A 15,787-nucleotide genomic window follows, 5' to 3' on the forward strand; every position below is an offset into this window, starting at 1 on the left:
TCTCGCGTTTCCTTGCCAGCTCCAGAAGCCTTTCTTCCGGTCCTGCCCCGCAGACTTTATCAGAGCCACTCTCGCTTTACCAACTCGGCGCTTTCACGCTTTCCGCTGGATTAGCAGTTGTGTTTCTGCCTTGTCCTGGAGGACTTTATCGGATCTCGCTTTGTTGTCCAATTCGGCGAATTCTCGCTCTTATCGGATAAAGACGATATCCACGCCGACACAGCACAAGACAATCAAACTGCGGTTCGTCACGGTCTTGATGCCTGATCCGAAGACCTGACTGAGACTCTGAACCGAGCTGAAGCTCGAGAATGTTGGCGGCCGACTCAGGGGCCGGAAACCCGCTCGAAGACTCGAACTTGCTTCCCGCCGCACCCCGGCGACCAGATGAACATTACGCCTCAGTGACGCGCTTGCCAAATCGAGGAACGCCCCCGGGAAGGCGGTCACCTTCGCGGGGGCGTTCTCGCAGGTCAGAGGCTACTTGAAGCGCACGCCGGCGAACTTCTTCTTGCCCCTGCGCAGGACGACCCAGCCGTCACCGAGCAACTCTTTTTCGCCGAGCGCGCTCTCGGCGTCCTCGACGCGGACGTTGTTGACGTACGCCCCACCCTCGGAGATCGTCCGGCGGGCCTCCCCCTTGGAGGAGACGAGGCCGGCGGCGACGAAGAGGTCGACGTACGTCGGCAGCTCCTCACCCCGCTCCAGCTCGACGGCACCGGCCTCCGTGATCGCGGCGGCCAGCGTCGTACTGCTCAGAGTGGCCAGGTCGCCACCGCCGAAGAGCGCGGCTGCGGCCTGCTTGGCCTGCTCGGTCTCCCCCGCCCCGTGGACGAGAGTCGTCATGTGATCGGCGAGTGCCTTCTGGGCCACCCGCAGGAACGGCTTCTCGGCGTGCTGCGCCTCCAGGGTCTCGATCTCCTCGTGGGACAGGAAGGTGAAAACGCGGAGCATCTCCCCCACCTTGGCGTCCTCGACGTTGAGCCAGAACTGATGGAAGGCGTAGGGCGACATCATCGTCGGGTCGAGCCAGAGGGCGCCGCCCTCGGTCTTGCCGTACTTGGTGCCGTCGGCCTTGGTGATCAGCGGAGTGGTGAAGGCGTGGACGGTCTCGCCGGTGACCCGGCGGACCAGCTCGACACCGCCGGTGATGTTGCCCCACTGGTCCGAGCCGCCGAACTGAAGACTCACGCCGTGCGTACGGAAGAGGTTCAGGTAGTCCATCGACTGCAGGAGGATGTAGGAGAACTCGGTGTAGGAGATGCCGTCCTCAAGACGCTTCTTCACCGTGTCACGCGCGAGCATCCGGTTGACCGGGAAGTGCTTGCCGATGTCACGGAGGAAGTCGATCACCGACAACGACGCCGTCCAGTCGGCGTTGTTGACCATCGTCGCGGCGGTCTCGCCCTCGAAGGAGACGAACCGCTCGATCTGGCTGCGCACCTTCCCGACCCATTCCTTGACGGTCTCGGGTGAGTTGAGGGTGCGCTCCCCCGAGTCGCGCGGGTCACCGATCATGCCGGTGGCGCCGCCGACCAGTACGTAGGGCGTGTGGCCGGCCTGCTGCAGGCGCATCGCCATGGTGATCTGGAGAAGGTTGCCCATGTGCAGGCTCGGCGCGGTGGGGTCGAACCCGATATAGAACTTCACACTCCCGCCGGCGAGCGCTTCTCGGAGCGCGTCGCGGTCCGTCGAGTCGGCGATGAGGCCTCGCCACTCGAGGTCGTCGAGGAGTGTGGGATCGATGGACACGTGGTGCCTTTCTCAGATCGTTCTCAGATGGTGTTTCCGGGGCCCGGAACGGGCTGTCCCGGAAGCAAGGGTAGTAGGCGATACCCCCTAGAGTTGACCACTGGCGTTCGCGACGAGATTTTGAGGGGACCTGGGTGATCGCAGGGAGGTACCGGCTCGAGAGGGAGCTCGGCCGGGGAGCGATGGGAGCCGTCTGGCTGGCCACCGACGAAGTTCTGGGGCGTTCGGTCGCACTCAAACAGCTGATCGCACTCGACGGCGTATCGGATGCCGCCGTCGAACGCGAGGCGCAGCTCGCCGCACGACTGGTCCACCCGAACGTCGTCGCCGTCTTCGACCTGGTGCGCGACGACGACAAGCCCTGGCTGGTGATGGAGTACGTCGAGGGCAAGACCCTCGCCCACATGGTGCGCGACGACGGCCCCCTGCCCGTCGAGGACGCCGCGAGGCTGATCGGTCAGATCGCCTCGGCTCTGCGCTCGGCCCATGCCGCCGGCATCGTCCACCGGGACGTGAAGCCCGCCAACATCGTGGTCGGCCGTGCCGAGCGCGCCAAGCTGACCGACTTCGGGATCGCGCGCGGCGTCGACTCCCAGACCACCCAGACCGGACAGGTCACCGGCTCGCCGGCGTACCTGGCTCCGGAGATCGCCACCGGTGGGCGGGCCACCCCGGCCAGCGACATGTGGTCGCTGGGGGCCACGCTCTTCCAGGCGCTCACCGGCGAGCCTCCCTACGGGATCGGCGACAACGCGCTGGCGACGCTGTATCGGGTCGTGCACGAGGACCCGCCGCGTACGCCGCTGGCCGGCCGGCTCGCGCCGCTGCTGGAGCACACGATGGCCTACGACCCCGCCGAGCGGTGGTCGGCCGAGGACGTCGTCGACTTCCTGGCCGGGCGGTTGGCAGCCGAGAAGCTGGAGCCGGTGGCGCTGCGTACGCAGACGCTCGCCGCGGTCGCGGCACCCGCGCCTGCGCCTGCCGCGCCTTCGGGACTGGCACAGTCGACGAGCACCCCGACGCGGCGCCGCTGGTGGCCGATCGCGCTCGTCGCCGCTACGGCATTGGTGCTGGTGGTCGGCGGAGCCCTGTGGGCCAACCGCGGCGACGAGCCGAGCGCGAAGCCGAATCCGGTCGCGTCCGGATCACCGCTGTCGGAGACGACCGACAAGGCCACCGACGACGCGGACGACCAGGAGTCGGAGGAGGCCTCCGAGAAGCCGTCGCCCAGCGAGACGGCCAGCGAGTCTCCGAGCGAGAGCCCCTCGGCCAGCGAGACCGCCGGCCCGACCGCCGAGGGGATCGACGCCTTCATCCGCAGCTATCTCGCCACCGCGCCCGCGAACCCCGACAGCGCCTTCGGCTCGATGCTGACCCCGGCGTTCCAGGCGAGCAGCGGAGGCATCGAGGGCTACCGCGCCTGGTGGACCACCGTCGCGAGCACCAGCGTCGTCTCGGTCTCCCCCAGCGTCGACCCGCTCAAGGTGACCTACACCTACAAGTACACGATGAAGGACGGCCGCCAAGAGGGCAGCACGGTGACCTTGGGGCTCGTCTACGCCGACGGGAAATACCTCATCGACAGCGAGGGCTGAGCACGCCGGCGACCGGAGGAGCCTCAGGCGCTGCCGGTGGCCAGCAGGTGCGCGCTGGCCGGGAGCATCGCGGCGTCGCCTTCGAGGGCGCGGGCACAGACCACGGCGCTTTCGGTCAGGCGATCCAGGTGGAGTGGGTCGGTGCAGGTCTTGACGCTGGTCCACAGGGGCCCTTCGATCGGCAGGACCCGGACGTCGCGGAAGCCGGCCAACCGTAGCTCGGTCGCGATCTCGTCCGGTGAGTGGAAGTACGCCGTGGTGAAACCGAGCTTCGGGTCGTACCCGCCGTGGGCCAAGGTGTTGATGGCGAGATCGAGCCGTTCGGCGTCCTGCTCGGCACGCGTGGCGTAGGCGAGCAAGGCCGCGTGCCGGCTGACGACGGAGGCGGCGAGCGTGCCGCCCGGCCGCAGCACCCGCCGAGCTTCGCGCAGAGCCTGGACCCGCTCTGTCCGGGTGAGCAGGTGGTAGAGCGGGCCGAGCAGGAGCACCGCGTCCGCGGAGTCGTTGGGCTCGTCGAGGTGGCGGGCGTCGCCGAGCGCCGCTGTGAAGGCCGATCCGTCGCTGAGTGCCTCCACGACGTGCTCGGGGACGACGTCGATGAGATGCACCTCGTTCCCGGCCTCTGTCAGCCATCGCGCGTGGACGCCCGTGCCCCCGCCGACGTCGAGGATCCGCGCCGGTGCCGGCGGCAGCACCCAGCTGAGGAGCTCATGGGTTCGGAGACGTTCCAGCCGACCATGGCCGGTGATCTCGAGCCTCTCGCGTTCGACCATCGTGGCGTAGTAGTCCCGGACTGCCGGGTCGACGGGCAGCGGCGCCTCGACATCCGCTTCGGGCGCAGGCGCCTGCGGATGGCCTTCTCGGTCTGCGATGCTCACCCGCCCGCGACCGGAGCGCTTGGCTTCGTACAGTGCGGCGTCTGCGGCCCTGAGCAAGGTGTCGAGCGTGTCGCCGTGACCATCGAGCTCCGCAACGCCGGCGCTGACTTCGATGGTCAGCGGACGCTGCGGTGCCTCCGGCGGGCTGATGACAAGGGCTGATGAGCCGAGGACGCTTCTCAGCCGCAGCCCTGCGTCAGCGGCCGACATCCCGAACGCCAGCAGCGCGACCTCGTCGCCGCCGAACCGAGCCACCACGTCCTCACCACGGAACTCCTTGGTCAGATGGTCGGTCAGACGGACCAGCGCCTGGTCTCCCACAGCGTGGCCATGGGTGTCGTTGATGCTCTTGAAGTGGTCGATGTCGAGCATGGCGAGCGACAACCGCTGATTGTGTCGGCGCGCCAGAGCGCACAGCCGATGGAAGTCGCTCTCAAAGCGGCGCCGGTTGGCCACGCCGGTGAGTGGGTCGGTGTCGGTGAGGCGCCGGTACATCTCGGCGCGCTCGAGCCGGTTGCGGATCCTGGCCCGTAGCTCGTTGGGGTTGAACGGCTTGGGCACATAGTCGTCGGCCCCGGCGGCGAAGACGGCGTCGACTGCCGCGGGGCCGGTGCGCGCGGTCAGGAACAGGACCGGCAGGGCGGACCAGTGCGGGTCGGTGCGGATGGTGCGACACAGCTCCATGCCGTCCAGGTGCGGCATGTCGACGTCGAGCACGACGAGGTCGGGTCGTTCACGATCGAGGGTCCCCCAGAAGGTGCGCGGGTCTTCGAGGGTGCTCACCTCGACCGGTTCGGTGGCCAGGGTCTCGCGCAGCAGGGCCAGGTTGAGGGGGTCGTCATCGACCGCGAGTACGTGGAGGCGGTCCTCACGCCGCTGGCCGAGCAGCGAGGTGACGGCGTCGATCGGTGCGGCGGCGGGACCGTTCCGAGGCAGTACCAGGTGGGCACCCGCGGTCGCGGCACGGAGCCGGTCCTCCACGGATGCCGTCTCCGCCAGGGCGACGACGGGGACGGCAGGGCGCGCCGTGCCGCAGCGCTGGATGAGCGCCTCGGCGTCGGGGACTTCCAGGTCGACGATTGCCGCCTCGATGTTCTCCTCGGCCCTGTCATCGGTCACGGCTAGGCCACGCGAGGTCGCGACCGAACCCATCCTGGCTGCCGCCGATGGAGCGGCATGGATCGCCAGGAGCCGACCGGTCGGGTGTGGCTCGGACGCGGAGGACGACTCCGTGTCGGCGGCGGCCAGCCCGCTGCGCAGCTCGGCGACGTGGCGGAACACCCGGCGGGGGTCGACTCGTGCTTGGCCGGCGAATGCGTCCTCGAGCGCTCTGGCCGGATCGGTGGCGTCCGGCAGCCCGACCGTTCCGGCCGTTCCTGCGATCCGATGGGCGGCGCGCTCGGCCTGCCGCCTGGTCTCCTCATCGAGGGCTCCCCCCTCGAGGCCGCGGACGGCGGCCTCGATCGTCGCGAGGTTCTCCGCGAGGGTCACCCGGGCTCGTACGGCGATCTCACCCAGTCGAGCGCGCGCCTGGCTGAAGGCTGACGGGGACGGATCCGACTGAGGGGTCACTGGTCCCACCCCAGAAGCTCTGCCACCTGGTCGGACAGGGTGAGCGGGTCGAAGGGCTTGCTCAGTACGCCTGCGACTCCGAGGGCCTCCCAGCGTCGTCGCTCGCTGGGCTGCACCTTGGCGGTCAGCAGCACGACCGGGACGTGGCGCGTGCGGGTGTCAGCTTGGAGCCGCGCGAACGTCGTGGGGCCGTCCATCCTGGGCATCATGACGTCGAGCAGGACGGCATCGGGCGGATCGGACGCGCATCGGTCGAGCGCCTGCAGCCCCGTCGAGGCGACCTCCACCTCCCAGCCGCCGACCAGTTCGAGGCTTGCCTGGGCCACCTCGCGGATTGCGTCGTCATCGTCGACGACCAGCACGCGGCGACTCATGAGGCCGCTCCTGCCACCACCGTTGCGAGCAACTTCATCACCTGCTGCTCAACCTCCTCCGGGTTGCTCTTCGCCTTGGTGAGGAACTCAGTCGGCCCCAGCCGCAGGCGCTCCTTGTCGTGCTCATCGACGTCCAGCGCCGTGTAGACCACCACCGGCACCTGACACAGGCGAGGGTCTTGGCGGAGCCAGCCCACGAGCGAGAAGCCGTCGCTGTCGGGCAGCAGCAGATCGAGAAGCAGCAGGTCGGGTACGAGGTCGCGTCCGAGCCGCAACGCATCGCGGGCAGTGTGCGCCGGCACCGCCAGCACGCCGTGCTCGGCAAACAGGGTGGTGAGCACATGGGCGAGCGACTGGTCGTCCTCGACAACGAGCACGCAGGGCTGGGATCTATCGCCTGAGATGGCCTCTCTCAAGGCGGTCAGCAATGTCGTGAGGTCGAGCGGCTTGCTCAGCCAGGCGGCCACGTCCAGCGGGGAGGTGCTGGGTGGAGTGCTCGGCGGGGACCCGCTGACGATGAGCACCGGGACGTGACCGGTCCGGGAGTCCGCTCGCAGCTGGGCGATGGCGGTCCAGCCGTCGATGCCGGGGAGGGCAAGGTCCATGAGCACGGCGGCCGGGGCCACTTCGGCTGCCCGCGCAACCGCCTCCTCGCCCGACGCGACGCCGACCACGGCGTACCCGTGAGAACGAAGCATCTCACCGATCACGGCACGAGCCTGCGGATCGTCCTCGCACACCAGCACGGTGGGCATCGCCGACCGCTCCTCGGGAGACGGCTCGATGGCCACGGCGGGATCCGCAGCGGGCAGAGTGAAGTAGAAGGTGGCGCCCTGGCCCGGCTCGCTGTGCGCCCAGATGCGCCCACCGTGCTGTTCGACCAGTCCACGGCAGATGGCCAGTCCCAGACCTGAGCCCTCCTTCTCGCGGGTGTCGGAGGCGTCGACCTGCGCGAACCGACCGAAGATTGCCTCGAGCTGGTCAGGTGGGATGCCAGGGCCCTCATCACTGATGCTGAACAGCAGCTCTTGGTCCTGCTCCGCGACTCCCACCCGGACCGCGCCCCCGGGAGGGGAGAACCTGATCGCGTTGCTCAGCAGGTTGGTGAGGGTCTGCACGATCCGGTCGGGATCGGCGTCGGCGCTTCCGGTGATGTCCTCGACCTGCACCTGAATCTGTGCTTGCTGTGCGAGGCCACGCATCTCTGCCACCGCCCGGTCGACCACGTCCGCCGCGGCAACGGTCCGCCGCTCGAGCGTCACCTTGCCGGCCGCGATGCGCTCGACGTCCAGGATGTCGTTGATCAGCCTGATCAGCCGGTCTGTGGACTCCACCGCGATCTGCACCATGCGCTGCACCTTGGGTGGCGTCCCCTCCAGTAGCCCGCCCTGAAGCAGTCCGAGCGCGCCGCGCAGCGACGTCAGGGGGGTGCGCAACTCATGGCTCACCACCGAGACGAACTCGTCCTTCATCCGCTCGATCGTCCGGCGTTCGGTGACGTCGCGGAAGATGAGTACGCCACCGGCGACACCACTCTCGCCACGGGCCGGCGCGACGGTGAGCTCCACGGCGAAGCCGGTGCCGTCCGCCCGCTGGTAGGTCGCATTCGTCACGGTGCGGACCCCCTCGTCCTGCAACGCAGCCGCGACCGGGTCACCGGCGGTGGCGATCGGCTCGCCGGCCTCGTTGGTCGCCCCGGTCACCTCGTTGAACCGGGCGCCTGCCAGCTCGGTGGGAGAACGACCGAGCAGCGCGCCTGCCGCTGGGTTCGCGAACGTCACCCGGCCCGACCTGTCGAGCCCGACGATGCCCTCGCCCGCACTGTCGAGGATCGACTGGTGGCGCATGGTGAGCTGCTCCAGGTCATGGGTCCGCTGCGCGACCAGCCGCTCCAGGCCGCGGGTCAGCCGGACGTTCTCCGCCAGCGTCAGCAGCTGCCGCAGGACCAGAAGCGCCGCAACCGTGACCAGGAGCAGAGCCAGGACCCAGTCCCCGAAGCGGTCCGGGTTGCTGGCCCTCACGACCAGCACGACAACGACCGGCACGTACGGCAGCAGCTCGGGAAGCAGGGTCCGCCGGGACGGTTCACCGACAGCGTCCTCACTGGGCGGGACCAGTGCCGCCAGGGCCAGCAGCATGTACCCGATCGTCCAGCCCAGGTCCAGGCCGCTTCCGGCCGCCTCCCGGCCGTGCAGTGCCAGATAGCCGATACCCGTGTCGGCGCATGCGATCGACACGAACGCGGCACCGACCAGCAGCATCGGGAGGCGTTGTGCCCCAGTGGCCCGGGTGGCCAAGGTGACGGCGATCGTGATGATCAGGATGTCGGTCAACGGGTAGTACAGATACACGAACAGATAGATCCAGGTGACCTCGCCGAGCTGTGCGACGAGCGGCCCGACGAGCAGGATCCAACTGATGAACAGCAGCGCCGCACCCATGATCAGTCCGTCTACGATCGCGCGCACCCGCGCCGCGGCGGAGAGTGGGCGGACCGGCAGGGAGAGCATCGCGGCGAGGGCGAACGGCACCACCGCCACGTAGAAGACGTCGGCGGGGCCCGGGAAGGTCTGGGCCTCAGGTGCCAGGACCTGGTAGTAGAACCAGATGGCGTTGCCGGCCGCGTAGCACGTCGCTGCGACACCGAGCAGCCACCACGGCAGCCGCCTCCCGGCCGTTGCCTCCCTCGCGGCGCCGAAACAGGCGACGGCCGCGACCGCCGAGAAGACCACGAAACTGCCATCGGACGCCGCTCGGATCGTGATCCGACTGCCGAGACCCACTGCCCCGAACACGGCCAGCGCCGCCGCCGCAACCGCGAAGACGATGCACGCGTTCCGGAACCGCGACCACGACCCAGCCCGAGACATCATGGACCCCCCACTCACGTCCAGTTCGACAAAGGGCAAAACATTCGTCTCCCGGATGCCATCTTGGCACGATCTCCACCAATATGCCTCTGGGCTGAGAAATCGGCCGCAGACAACGGCAAGTGACGCTATTCGGAAGCGAAGGGCTGCATGTCGGCGATTTCGCACCTAGCATGGTGTGTTCAAGCCGACAACGAGGGAGTCTCGGGATGAGTGGATCGACGTCGCCCGGTGGCAGCCGGCCGAGGCGCGCCTCCCACGCCGGGCCTCCGCAGATCGCACGAGTCGGGGCGTCGGCCGCCACCGTAGAACCCGGCGGCAGCCTCGCTGGATGGGCGTTCCTGCTCGGGGCACCCCGACCCGAGCGACGCCGGTCTCAGCTGCTGGCGCACGTGGGCGGCCTGACGGCGATCGGCGCGCTGTTGGTCTACCTCACGTGGCGAGCGGCGTTCACCATCCCCGCAAGCGGATGGGACCGGACGGCCGCGTGGCTGCTCGTGGTCTTCGAGGGGCTTCCCCTCCTGGGGCTGCTCGTCCGCCTGGTGACGCTGTGGAACGTGGACAGTCGCGCCCCGCGCCCGGTGACCGACCTCCCCGAGGGCATGCGCGTCGCGGTGCTCATCCCGACGTACAACGAGCCGGTGGAGGTGATCGCGCCGACGATCGCGGCCGCATGCGCTCTCGAGCCTGCCCATGAGACCTGGGTGCTGGACGACGGCGAGCGCGACTGGGTCCGACTGTTGTGTGAGGAGTACGGCGCCCGCTACGTACGTCGCCAGGTGCACGACCACGCAAAGGCGGGCAACCTCAACCATGCCCTCGACCTCATGGCGAGGGAGGCTGAGGACGGGCGGGACGTCGACGTCATCGCGGTCCTGGACTGCGATCACGTGCCGCTTCCGACCTTCCTCACCGCGACGCTGGGATGGTTCGACGACCCGGACATCGCGCTGGTGCAGGGGCCGCAGACGTTCTACAACTCCGGCGCGTTCGACGACGACGGGGTCACCGGCGAGCAGGGCATCTTCTTCCACGTGCTGATGGCGTCCCGCAACAAGGACGGCGCGGGGCCGTTCTGGTGCGGGTCCACATCGCTGCTGCGCACCCGTGCGCTGCGTGAGATCGGCGGCATCGCCACCGACACCATCGTGGAGGACATGCACACGACGCTCGGCCTCATCCGGGTCGGATGGAAGACCGTCTACCATCACCAGACGCTTGCCGTGGGGCTGGCACCGCAGACCCCCGAGCAGTACCTGCTGCAGCGGCGTCGCTGGGGTCTCGGCGCGATGCAGGTCCTCGCCAAGGAGCGACTCTGGGCGGCCAAACGGTGGATGTCGTGGCGCAACTACTACGAGTACCTCAGCGGCACGCTGTGGTGGCTCGAGGGCGTCGCCACCGTCGTCATCTTCGTCATCCCGGCTGCCATCCTGCTCAGTGGTGCCCAGACGTCCACCGCCGGGCCGGGCACCTTCGCCGCGGTCTTCCTCACCATGCTCGTGCTCCGGTTGTGGGGCGTCCGCCAGCTGTTCCGGCACCACCTGCACCTACCGAGCGCCTTCGCGCTGCGGATCTTCCGGATACCCGTCGGCATCTCCTGCCTGTGGTGGCTGCTCACCCGCCGTACCCTCGAGTTCGCAGTCACTCCCAAGGCCGGTGCCGAGCAGCGGGCCCGCGGACGAGTCCCGAGAGTGGTCATCGTGCTGATCGTCGCGGTCTTCGCAGTCCTGGGCTACTCACTGGCCGGTGCCCTCGGGCTCGTCCCGTGGCGCGCGACGGATGGCGCGACCGTGGCCTCCGCAGCCTGGCTCCTGCTCGCGGGGATCGGACTGGTGCTCGGCGCGATACGAGTCCTCTCACCGGCGTACGCGACCACCCGCCGCGACGCACACCGCATCGCGCTCCGCGCACCGGTCTCCATCGACGGCACCGACGGCGAGCTGATCGACATCTCGGTCGGCGGCGCCGCCGTACGCCTGCCCTCCCGCACCATGCCGATCTCCGACGGCGCCGAGCTCGTGCTGCCCCGGGCAGCTCCGGTGCGCATGCGCGTGGTCCGACGCAGCGACCTCCCGGGCGACGCCGGGTCGGTCGTGGCTCTTCGGGTGGCAGACGACGACTGGGCTGCCCTCCGCACCATGTCGCTGTGGCTGTTCCACACCCCGACCGGCGTCATCAACGGCATCCCACCCGGCGTCCCTGCCGTGGCCGCCATGAGACGAAGCCACCGGTCGCGAGCCCTCGGCCACCTGATCGCAGAACGCGAGGATGCCCATGTCCGTTCATGACACCAGCGGGACACCGGACCGCAACCCCGGCGAGACCGACCTCCAGTCATCCATCACCCATGCCATCGCCCATGCCATCGAGCACGATCAGCTCGTGCTGCACTACCAGCCGATCCTGGACCTGCGAACCGACTCCGTCCACGCCTACGAGGCGCTGGTGCGGTGGAACCGCCCCGACGTCGCACTCGTCCCACCTGCCGAGTTCATCCCCGTCGCGGAGACATCTGATCTGATCTGTCGGGTCGGCGCCTGGGTGATCGACCGCGCCGCCCGCCAGCTCGCGGACTGGAACAACGACACCGGAAACCGGCGGCTGGTCGTCGCGGTCAACATCTCGGGGCGCCACATCAACACCCCACGGATCCGAGACGACGTGGCGGCGGCCCTCCAGGCACACGACATCGACCCCGGCCAGCTCGTACTCGAGATCACCGAGACCGTCCACATCGACGAACACGCCATGGACCACCTGAACGAGCTGCGAGGACTCGGCGTCGGGCTCAGCCTGGATGACGTCGGCACCGGCCACAACACCATCGACCAGGTCTCCCGGCTCCCGCTGGACAGCATCAAGATCGACTTGACCTACATCGACCCGACCACACCCGCACTCCGCGAGACGCTGCAACAGCTGGTCGATGTCGCGCACTCGCTCGGCCTCGCAGTCTGCGGCGAATGCGTCGAACGCGATGACCAGCTGGCCCTGCTCCGATCGTTGGGGGTGGAGGCCGCCCAGGGCTACCTCCTCGGTCGCCCCACCACCGCCCAGGAACTCGACGGTCGACTCTCGCCACAGGAACCACCGCCGCACGTCCGATGACGTAGCGGGGTACGCCGGAGATCACCACCGGCGGGCGAGCCACCGAGCGGCGAGAGTTGATCCTCAGAGGAGCTTGCCCAACGGGCCCAGGTCGATGTTGAGATCCTCCGCCGTGAGCCCGAAGTGGTCACGCAGCTCGGTCATCTTCTCGTCCAGCAGCATCAGGGTCTGCCCCAGCCGCTCGATGTCCTCCTCGCTCAGGCCTCCCGCATCCATCCGTCGGATCGCCTGACGCTCCATCAGCTGGCGGAGCAGTTCCACCAGGGTGAGCACGAGCTGTACGAGCCCCTTCTCGACGGACTCGGGGTCGGCGTCGATCCGCCGGCTCAGCGCCGACGGCAGGTCCCGCTCGTCATCGAGGTCCAGTGGCCAGGGAGCTCGGTCTTCCGGATCCGTCACGCGCCGACCTCCTGACAGAAGCTGAAGGGGGGCCAGGGGCCGGTGACGGTCGCACCGGCCCGGCTCGTGGCCCACCGCTCGACGGCCGCCAGGACCTCCTCCACGACCTCGTCGGCCACCAGGACGGACAGCCGCGCCTCGCTCGGGCGGACCTGTGGCAGCGGCGTGATCTCCGAGGCGTACGGAGCGAGCAACGCCTTCAGCTCGGCGGTCTCGTGATCGTGCGATCTCACCTCGGCGGCGCGCCGGCGAAGATAGTCCGTGCCCGTCTGCTCCGCGTTGTCGGTGCTGTCGGTGCTGTCGGTGCTGTCGGCGGCACCGCTCGGTAACGGCAGGTGCACGATGCACTCGCTGCGCCCCGCGACCGCGGTGAGCCTCTCGGTCCATGCGCTCTCGTGCTCCGCAGCGAGCTGCTCGAGCTCCGTCTCGTCGCTCACGACCGTCCCGAAACGGACCGGAAGAACGGGAAACCGGGTCCACAGCTGGTGGAGTATCCGCCCGTACGCGAAGACCTCGTGGGTCGATCGCTCGGGTGCCTGGGTGCGCGGTTCGACGAAGACCGTCACCTCGCCGTATCGGTGCGCCCGCAGCGGCGTACCTTCCGTGGCGGCGGTGCTGTCGGCGTCGCCGGCGGCGACGGCGTAGAGCAGCATCATGACTGCCTCCCGGCTCCGGGCAGCTGGATCCTGTGCGCGGGGGCGATGACCAGGCGCAGGCCGACGTAGACGAGGTCGACGCCGGCCAGCGACAGCACCAGGTCGCCGCCCACCACGACGCCGCCGTCGATCAGCCGGTCGACGAGGTCGACGAGCGAGGTCTCGTCGAGTGCGGGAGAACGCTCGAGCGTCATGACACCAGTCCGGTCAGGTCGTCGTCGTGCGGCTCTTCCGCACCGACGAAGCTGTAGGGCGGCCACGGCCCGGTCACCTCGATACGCATGCCGGCTGTGGCGACCAGCTGGTTGTGGAGCTCTTCGGCAAGGCCGAGGAACCGGTGCTCCTCGTCCCGCGCCACGAGGTAGGCACTGTTGAGCAGCATCGGCTCGTCGCGGCCGGTGACGGCAGCGTCGAGCGGGGCGCGTACGACGCTCGCGGCCGCGCTGCGAGCCAGCGTCTCGTGCGTCTGCGTCACTGCGGCCTCGCGCCGTCCTCGTTCGGTGTTGCGGGCATCCTGTTGCGACCGGCGCCGTTCGAGGTACTCACGGCCGCTGCGCGGCGACGGCTCCTCCGGCGCGGCAGGGGCCGATGTCGGAAAGATCTGGAGCGACCACTCGACGCGACCTGCCACGAGCTCCCAGACGTGTTCGAGGCGGGCGCGACTCGACTCCAGCGCGTCGATCAGCGCCTCTTCGCTCGGGTAGATCCCGGGTAGCTGCAGCGGCAGCACGTCCCCGTGCTCGACCAGGTGCTGGAGCACCTCGTGGTGGGCTGCGGCGACGGGCGTGACCCAGTGAGTGTCCTCCCCGTGCTCTGCCCAGGCGCGCTCACCGAAGGACGCCTCGGGCAGATCGCTGACCACGATCTCGAGGTCGTGGAACGCGCAGGTCCGTACCTTCGCATCCGCGATGCCGCGGTCGGGGAGGGAAGGCGTCCCATCGCCCCGAACCAGTCCGTACGCGTGGACGACTGTGGTCGGCTCAGCGGCGCTCACGGCTCGTCTCACCTTCCACGATCTCGGTCTCACCGCCGACACTGCGCTCGAGCGCCTCGAGGCGCCGGCGGAGGTCGAGCTCTTCGTTCTTCTTCTCCTCGTCCTCGAGGTTGCTGACGAACGGGTCGCCCTCCCACCAGTTGATGCCCATCTCTCGCGCGCGGTCGACGGAGGCGACCATGAGCCGCACCTTGATGGTCAGCAGCTCGATGTCGAGCAGCCTGACCTGGATGTCGCCGACGATGACGATGCCCTTGTCGAGGACGCGCTCGAGTACGTCGGCGAGGCTCTGCGACGACGCTTGCGGGCGGTTGTTCACGAAGACGGGCGTGCGCTGTGTCTCGGTCATCGATCCTCCACCTGGGCTCGGGTGTAGCGGTGGGTACGGCGATAGCCCGTGAGCTCACCGTCCTCCCCGACCGTCACCTCGTACGACGCCAGGACATCAGTGGTCTCCGGCACACGCTCGAGCTCGAGGATCTCCGCGGTGACGACCCAGCCGTCGTCGTCGCGGCGGATCGCCGTGACGCCCTCGGCGGGACATCCCACGAGCGCCTCGAGCTCTTCGAGCACCTGCTCGGCGATCGAGGACAGCGTGGGTTTGTTGGACTCATTCATGCCAGCCTCCGGCGATCAGGCGCTGCACCAGATCCCCCTCGAGATCGGCAGCCTCCTCCTCGGTCAACAGGCCCGCCTCCCGGCGGGCGTCGACGTCCTCGAGAGCGGCTTGGATCGTGGCCGGGTCGAAGTACTGGCTCTCGGCCTCGTCGCGGATCTGTTCCGCCACCCAGACCACACCGCGCACGGGCGCGATGGGCAGGGTCAGCAGCTGCGTGATCAGGCCCATGCGAGCTCCTCCGACGAGGCGGCTTCGAGAAATGCGTACGGCGGCTGCGGACCGACGTACCGAAGCGACGCCAGTGGTGCCAGGTCCTCGCGCAGCGTGGTCACCGTCGCGTCGACCTCGCTCTGTCGGTCACGCTCGACCAGCAGGAAGACCTCCGCCGCCTGCAGCGCACCGCGGACCTCGCCGAGGGAGACCGCGCGGGCGGTCGGGGCCAGCCGATCGACGACGCCGTCACCGACGCCGGCCCGAAGCGCGTCGAGCGCGGCCGCGATGGCCTCGCCCAGGCGTACTTCCGCGGAGTGCCGCTCCTGCGGGCTCGCTCGCTGTACGTGGTCGCGCAGCGCGACGAGGTCCTGGTCCCGGCGCAGCACCTCCCTGAGCGCTTCGGGCTCGATCAGGTCGACCGAGACGGTGAGCTGCAGCAGACCGTCGAACCGTTCCAGCAACGGGCGGATCTCGTCAGCGCGGCTCTCGATCAGCTCGTGGCGCACGGTGTCGTCATCCGGCATCTCCACACCGAACTGCATCGGCAGCACCGTCCCGAGCGCGGCCACCGCCTCGAGCGTATGGGCATGTGCCAGCAGGTCCTCGCGCAGCACGCGCGAGTCGGCGTCCACGTCGCTGACGAGCACCCGAAGGCCGTCGCCGTCGATCTGGCGCAGTGGACGTCTCGACCGTCCCGTCCGGTCCGAGGGGATCGTGACCGATGTGTCCGTGACTCCGTAGATGTGGACAGGCACGG

At 69.0% G+C, this 15,787-nt stretch carries 15 protein-coding genes; 3 read left to right on the forward strand and 12 right to left on the reverse strand.

Annotated elements, in window-relative coordinates; genetic code table 11:
* Nucleotides 1-480: 480 nt before the first annotated feature.
* On the reverse strand, nucleotides 481-1,752 hold the full coding sequence (gene tyrS, locus ABTX24_RS13315; protein ID WP_350840194.1) for a tyrosine--tRNA ligase: 1,272 nt from the start codon (nucleotides 1,750-1,752) through the stop codon (nucleotides 481-483).
* Between the two features lie 134 nt (nucleotides 1,753-1,886).
* Here tyrS and ABTX24_RS13320 point away from each other — a divergent pair, with 134 nt between their 5' ends.
* Nucleotides 1,887-3,347 (forward strand): serine/threonine-protein kinase, encoded by a 1,461-nt coding sequence (locus tag ABTX24_RS13320; protein ID WP_350840196.1) that lies wholly within the window; start codon nucleotides 1,887-1,889, stop codon nucleotides 3,345-3,347.
* 23 nt (nucleotides 3,348-3,370) lie between these two features.
* Here ABTX24_RS13320 and ABTX24_RS13325 read toward each other — a convergent pair whose 3' ends face one another.
* The 3 genes from ABTX24_RS13325 to ABTX24_RS13335 all read right to left on the reverse strand — a co-directional run bounded on the left by ABTX24_RS13325 (nucleotide 3,371) and on the right by ABTX24_RS13335 (nucleotide 9,041).
* Nucleotides 3,371-5,716, reverse strand: coding sequence for a diguanylate cyclase (locus tag ABTX24_RS13325; protein ID WP_350840198.1), 2,346 nt, complete (start codon nucleotides 5,714-5,716; stop codon nucleotides 3,371-3,373).
* Between the two features lie 77 nt (nucleotides 5,717-5,793).
* On the reverse strand, nucleotides 5,794-6,171 hold the full coding sequence (locus tag ABTX24_RS13330; RefSeq protein WP_160028548.1) for a response regulator: 378 nt from the start codon (nucleotides 6,169-6,171) through the stop codon (nucleotides 5,794-5,796).
* A complete protein-coding gene (locus ABTX24_RS13335; RefSeq protein WP_350840200.1) occupies nucleotides 6,168-9,041 on the reverse strand; it encodes an ATP-binding protein in 2,874 nt (957 codons plus the stop codon). Before ABTX24_RS13335 ends, ABTX24_RS13330 begins: the two co-directional genes overlap by 4 nt.
* 209 nt (nucleotides 9,042-9,250) lie before the next feature.
* Here ABTX24_RS13335 and ABTX24_RS13340 point away from each other — a divergent pair, with 209 nt between their 5' ends.
* Both ABTX24_RS13340 and ABTX24_RS13345 read left to right on the forward strand, forming a co-directional pair.
* Entirely contained in the window at nucleotides 9,251-11,329 is a 2,079-nt protein-coding gene (locus ABTX24_RS13340; RefSeq protein ID WP_160028544.1) for a glycosyltransferase family 2 protein, read from the forward strand.
* Entirely contained in the window at nucleotides 11,316-12,149 is an 834-nt protein-coding gene (locus ABTX24_RS13345) for an EAL domain-containing protein (protein ID WP_160028542.1), read from the forward strand. Before ABTX24_RS13340 ends, ABTX24_RS13345 begins: the two co-directional genes overlap by 14 nt.
* 63 nt (nucleotides 12,150-12,212) lie before the next feature.
* Here the strand turns inward: ABTX24_RS13345 and ABTX24_RS13350 are convergent, their stop codons facing one another.
* Genes ABTX24_RS13350 through ABTX24_RS13385 form a run of 8 tightly spaced genes read right to left on the reverse strand, consistent with a single transcriptional unit; the run spans nucleotide 12,213 to nucleotide 15,785 of the window.
* Entirely contained in the window at nucleotides 12,213-12,548 is a 336-nt protein-coding gene (locus ABTX24_RS13350; RefSeq protein WP_350840202.1) for a gas vesicle protein K, read from the reverse strand.
* The gene (locus ABTX24_RS13355; RefSeq protein ID WP_350840204.1) at nucleotides 12,545-13,204 is read right to left on the reverse strand and encodes a GvpL/GvpF family gas vesicle protein; all 660 of its coding nucleotides are present in this window, start codon (nucleotides 13,202-13,204) and stop codon (nucleotides 12,545-12,547) included. Before ABTX24_RS13355 ends, ABTX24_RS13350 begins: the two co-directional genes overlap by 4 nt.
* Nucleotides 13,201-13,398, reverse strand: a complete 198-nt coding sequence (gvpJ, locus tag ABTX24_RS13360) for a gas vesicle protein GvpJ (protein ID WP_160028538.1) — start codon at nucleotides 13,396-13,398, stop codon at nucleotides 13,201-13,203. The genes ABTX24_RS13355 and gvpJ overlap by 4 nt, the downstream gene beginning before the upstream one ends.
* A complete protein-coding gene (locus ABTX24_RS13365) occupies nucleotides 13,395-14,198 on the reverse strand; it encodes a GvpL/GvpF family gas vesicle protein (protein ID WP_350840206.1) in 804 nt (267 codons plus the stop codon). Before ABTX24_RS13365 ends, gvpJ begins: the two co-directional genes overlap by 4 nt.
* Nucleotides 14,185-14,547 (reverse strand): gas vesicle protein, encoded by a 363-nt coding sequence (locus ABTX24_RS13370; protein WP_350712773.1) that lies wholly within the window; start codon nucleotides 14,545-14,547, stop codon nucleotides 14,185-14,187. The genes ABTX24_RS13365 and ABTX24_RS13370 overlap by 14 nt, the downstream gene beginning before the upstream one ends.
* Complete coding sequence (locus ABTX24_RS13375; RefSeq protein WP_350840208.1) at nucleotides 14,544-14,816, reverse strand: gas vesicle protein GvpO; 273 nt, start codon at nucleotides 14,814-14,816, stop codon at nucleotides 14,544-14,546. Before ABTX24_RS13375 ends, ABTX24_RS13370 begins: the two co-directional genes overlap by 4 nt.
* Nucleotides 14,809-15,045 (reverse strand): gas vesicle protein GvpG, encoded by a 237-nt coding sequence (locus tag ABTX24_RS13380; RefSeq protein ID WP_350840210.1) that lies wholly within the window; start codon nucleotides 15,043-15,045, stop codon nucleotides 14,809-14,811. Before ABTX24_RS13380 ends, ABTX24_RS13375 begins: the two co-directional genes overlap by 8 nt.
* The gene (locus ABTX24_RS13385; protein WP_160028528.1) at nucleotides 15,036-15,785 is read right to left on the reverse strand and encodes a GvpL/GvpF family gas vesicle protein; all 750 of its coding nucleotides are present in this window, start codon (nucleotides 15,783-15,785) and stop codon (nucleotides 15,036-15,038) included. Before ABTX24_RS13385 ends, ABTX24_RS13380 begins: the two co-directional genes overlap by 10 nt.
* Nucleotides 15,786-15,787: the final 2 nt, after the last annotated feature.

Origin of the sequence: Nocardioides sp. NPDC127514 (genome assembly GCF_040302125.1) — a bacterium.
GTDB lineage: Bacteria > Actinomycetota > Actinomycetes > Propionibacteriales > Nocardioidaceae > Nocardioides.